Genomic DNA, 4,212 nt, shown 5'->3' on the forward strand with positions numbered 1-4,212 from the left:
CACCGCGAATCGCCAGGCGCCGCGGCAAGGACGCCGGGTCACCCAGCAGCGCCGCCAGCGCTGTTGCCTGGTTGGCCCACTGCGCGGTTGGCAGGTCCAGCCAGTGAACTCGCAGCGGATATTCCTGCGGCGCCACCTCACAGACACCGGCCAGGGCCCCCAGCTCGGGCCGGCGGACGTCCCCGTCGACCGCGCAGGCCTGCCAGGACAGCAGCCAGAGTCGCAGTTTCAGCGCACCCGCGACCTCGCCCCAGGCCTGGAGCAAGGCGCTTGGCGTATCGAGACAGGCCCATTGCGCGGCGGCCAGGCTCTGCTCGTTCACTGCGCCGCCGATCGACAGCGGCAACGCGTGCAGCCAGTCCAGTTCACCCGCCCCGGCCGCGAGCAGCTCCGCCAACAACGTCGCCACCGCCCGGGAATCGCCCGGATCCAGTTCGAAACGATCGGCGGCCAGGCGCCTCAGACCATTGCCGGCACGGATCTGGATCACCCGGCGATAGACCTGGCCCAGGCTTTCCAGCAAGTCGCCGTCCAATGCCTCGTTGGCGCACACCACCAGGGTGTCGCGAGGTTCATTGCCGTGGCCGTTGCCCAGACGGCGCACGCGGACCCACTGGCGCTGATGGAACCAGTCCGGCAAGGCGTTGCGAGCCGATTGCACCGCTGGAGCGACCGGCATGGCCGGCAGCGCTGCCGTCGGCTGGAACCGGCAGGGCTCGAGATCGAACGCCGACGGTGGCAGATCCCATGGCGGCGGGGCCGAGCGTGTCGGCCAGGCGATCCGCGCGCCGTCGTACCAGGCCTGGAGAATCGCTTGCGGCTCCGCATCCTCGGCCGACCAGGTACAGGTCGACAGCGGCACTTCGCGAATCGTTGCTTCATCGACCTGCCAGGCCTGCCCTGCCGCCAGACATACGCCATAACGCCAGCGCTGCTGGCGCCGACCCGATTGCAGGAAGCGCAGCAACGCCTCATGCCGCTGCGGGAACCGCTCCCGATAGGCCTTGATCGCCGCGATGTTGCGCAACAGTGCAGTGCGGCTGTGGGCGCTGATCAGCAGGCAGCTCGCACCTGGCGTCGCAGCCGGCTCGACCGTGGGGCTGGCTCCTACGATCGCATGGGCATTGGTACCGCCGATACCGAAGCTGCTCACCCCGGCCACCCGCCTGCGCCCTTCGGGCCAGGGGCGCGGGTGGGTCGGGATATGGAACGGGGTGCTCCGCAGATCGATCTGCGGGTTGATCCGATTGAAGCCCAGGTTCGCCGGCAGGACGCCGTGATACACCGCCAGGGTCGCGCGAATCAGCCCGACCACGCCGGCCGCCGCCCCCAGGTGACCGATCTGGCTCTTCACCGAGGCCAGAGCGCAATGGTCCGCCGGCGCCGCGCCGAACGCCTTGCTCAAGGCCGCCACCTCGATCGGATCGCCCAGTGGCGTGCCGGTACCATGGGCCTCGACATAACCGATATCGCTGCCGCGCAGGCCGGCCTTGTCCAACGCCTCGCGGATCACCGTGCTCTGGCCGGCCACCGACGGCGCGGTATAGCTCATCTTGTCATGGCCGTCGTTGTTCAGCGCCGAGGCTTCGATGACCCCGTAGATCCGGTCGCCATCGCGTTGTGCCCGGGCCAGGGGCTTGAGCACCACCACCCCGTAGCCGCTGGCGCCGAGGGTACCGCTGGCATCGTCGCTGAAAGGTCGGCACTGGCCATCCCGGGAGAAGATGTGCTGCGGCCGGTAGCGGTAACCCTCGGTCAGGGTCGGGTCCACCAGCACCCCGGCGGCCAGCATCACATCGGCATCGCCCTGGCGCAGCAGCGCACAGGCCAAGTGCACGGCGATCAGCGAGCTGCCGCAGGCGGCCTGCACGCTCATGGCCGGCCCGCCGAGGTTCAGGTGGTAGGCGGCCTTGGTCGCGAGGAAGTCCTTGTCGTGGTGCAAGGCCATCTGGAAGCCATCCGGCAGTTCGCCGTCGCCGGCCTGGCGCAGCAGTTGCTGGAAATAGGTGGTTTCGCCACAACTGGCGAGCAGGCCAATCCGCGGCCCGTGCGCCGACGGCACCAATGCCGCGTGCTCAAGCGCCTGAACACAGGCCATCAACAGGTGGCGTTGCTGCGGGTCCATCAGCCGCGCTTCCTGGCGACTGATGCCGAAGTACTCGGGGTCGAAGTCGAACAACCCGGCCAATTGGCTACGGGCGCCGACCAGCCCCTCGTCGGCCGCGAACAGCTCGATACCCGACTCGCCCGCCTGGACCATCGACCAGAACGCGCCCAGGTCGGGCGCACCGGCGACATTCACCGCCATGCCAATGATCGCAACCGGCGAATGGCGGTCGTCCCTACCGCGCAATGGCTGCTGCGCCTCGACCGGCGTACTGGCCAGGTAGGCCGCCAGGCGACGGATGCTGACCTGCTCGAACAGCTCGGCCATGCTCACCTTGAGGTCGCTTTCCTGGTTGTAGCGGGCGTGCAGGCGCATCAGGCCGAGGCTGGTCGCGCCGGCTTCGAAGAAAGTCTGGTCGAGCCCGATCGGCCGGCCGATGACCGCCTCGAACAGTTCGCGCAGACGCCGCTGCAGCGGGTTGAGCGATTCCTCCGGTTCGCTTGCCGCCTGGCGTGGCAGGCGTTCACCCAGGCCATGGAGCGCCTTGCGATCGACTTTGCCGCTGGGTGTACGGGGCCACTCCCCGATTCGCCAGTAGGCATCGATGCGTACCTGGGCCGGCAGTTCACGGGCCAGTCGACGGTCCAGCTCCTCCGGTGCAGGCACTGTACCGGTGAGTTGCAGGTAGGCATTCAACTTCGCCGACCCGGCCTCCAGGGTGACGATGGCGCCGTTCACCTCGGGCAGTTGCATCAGGGCGGCCTCGATCTGTCCGAGCTCCAGCCGGTGACCACTCAGCTTGACCTGCTGGTCGTCGCGCCCCAGATAGTGCAGGCAGCCCAGGGCATCGACCCGGGCCAGGTCGCCGGTGCGATAGAACAGTCGCGCCGTCCCCGTAGCGTCGGGCAGTTCGACGAAGCGGCTGGCATTGAGCGCCGCATCGCCCAGATAGCAGCGGGCGACCATCGGTCCCGCCACCAACAGATAGCCCGTCATGCCGGCGGGCAATGGCCGGTCGTGCTCATCCACCAGCAGCAGGCAGGCATTGTTCACCGCACGGCCGATCGGCGCGCGCAACGGCCAGTCCCGTGGATCTCCCGGCAGACGCAGGGCGCAGACCACATGGGTCTCGGTCGGACCGTAGTGATTGAACAGACTGGCCTGGGGCATGCCGGCGAACCATTCACGCAGGGTGTCGTTGCACAGCAGTTGCTCCCCCGCCGTCACCACCTCACGTAATTGTGTCGGATAGATCCCCCGCCGTACGGCGGTTTCGGCCAGGTGCCGCAGGGCCACGCAGGGCATGAACAGCCGCTCGATGTCCGCCGTCAGCAGGTAATCCAGCAGCGCCGGAGCATCCTGGCGCCAGGCCGGATCGATCAGGTGGTAACAACCACCGCCACACAGGGTGCTGAAAATCTCCTGGAACGACACGTCGAACGACAACATGGAGAACTGCAGGGTCCGCGCCCGTGGGGCCAGCTCACCCGCGCCGCGCTGCCAGTGCAGCAGGTTGCACAGGGTCCGGTCCGTGACCTGGACGCCCTTGGGAATGCCGGTCGAGCCGGAGGTGAACAGCATGTACAGCGGCCGCTCGCCCTGGTGCGGCCTCCGGGAAAATGGCCGCGGCGGCGCATCGAGTGCCACCCGATGACGCGCGATGGCGTGCTCGCCCAGGCGTTCGAGGGCGGCTTCGGTGGCGTCGCTGTACAGCAGGCCATGGGCGCGGCACTGGCTCATGACCCGGCGCAGCACCGCCTGCGGATAGGCCGGATCGAGCGGCACGGCGGTGAGATTGAGCTTGGCCAAGGCCAGCAAGGCGACGAGATGCTCCACCGAGGTATCGAGAAACAGCAGCACCGGGCCCGGCTCACCGTCCAACGCTGGCAGGCTCGTGCCATCGCCGAGGGTCGCCGCCAGGGTGTCGGCCAGTTCGTTCAGGCGCCGATAGCTCACGCGCCGCTCGCCGGCCACCAGGGCGGTGGCCTCCGGGGTACAGCGCACCTGGTGTTCGAACCAGTCGGCCAGGGTGGCGAACGGCGGCTGTACCCGTTCGCCCAGGCTGGCCGGCGGCAGGCGGAGCCGGTACGGTAGCAGCAGCCGGT

1 protein-coding gene is annotated in these 4,212 nt (G+C 68.6%); it reads right to left on the bottom strand.

Going from position 1 to position 4,212, the window contains the following annotated elements; all coding sequences use genetic code 11:
- Positions 1–4,212 (bottom strand): amino acid adenylation domain-containing protein (locus tag K675_RS0128395; RefSeq protein WP_017906845.1); only part of this gene is annotated, 4,212 nt, incomplete at both ends.

The organism is Pseudomonas fuscovaginae SE-1 (genome assembly GCF_000364705.1).
Lineage (GTDB): Bacteria > Pseudomonadota > Gammaproteobacteria > Pseudomonadales > Pseudomonadaceae > Aquipseudomonas > Aquipseudomonas fuscovaginae_A.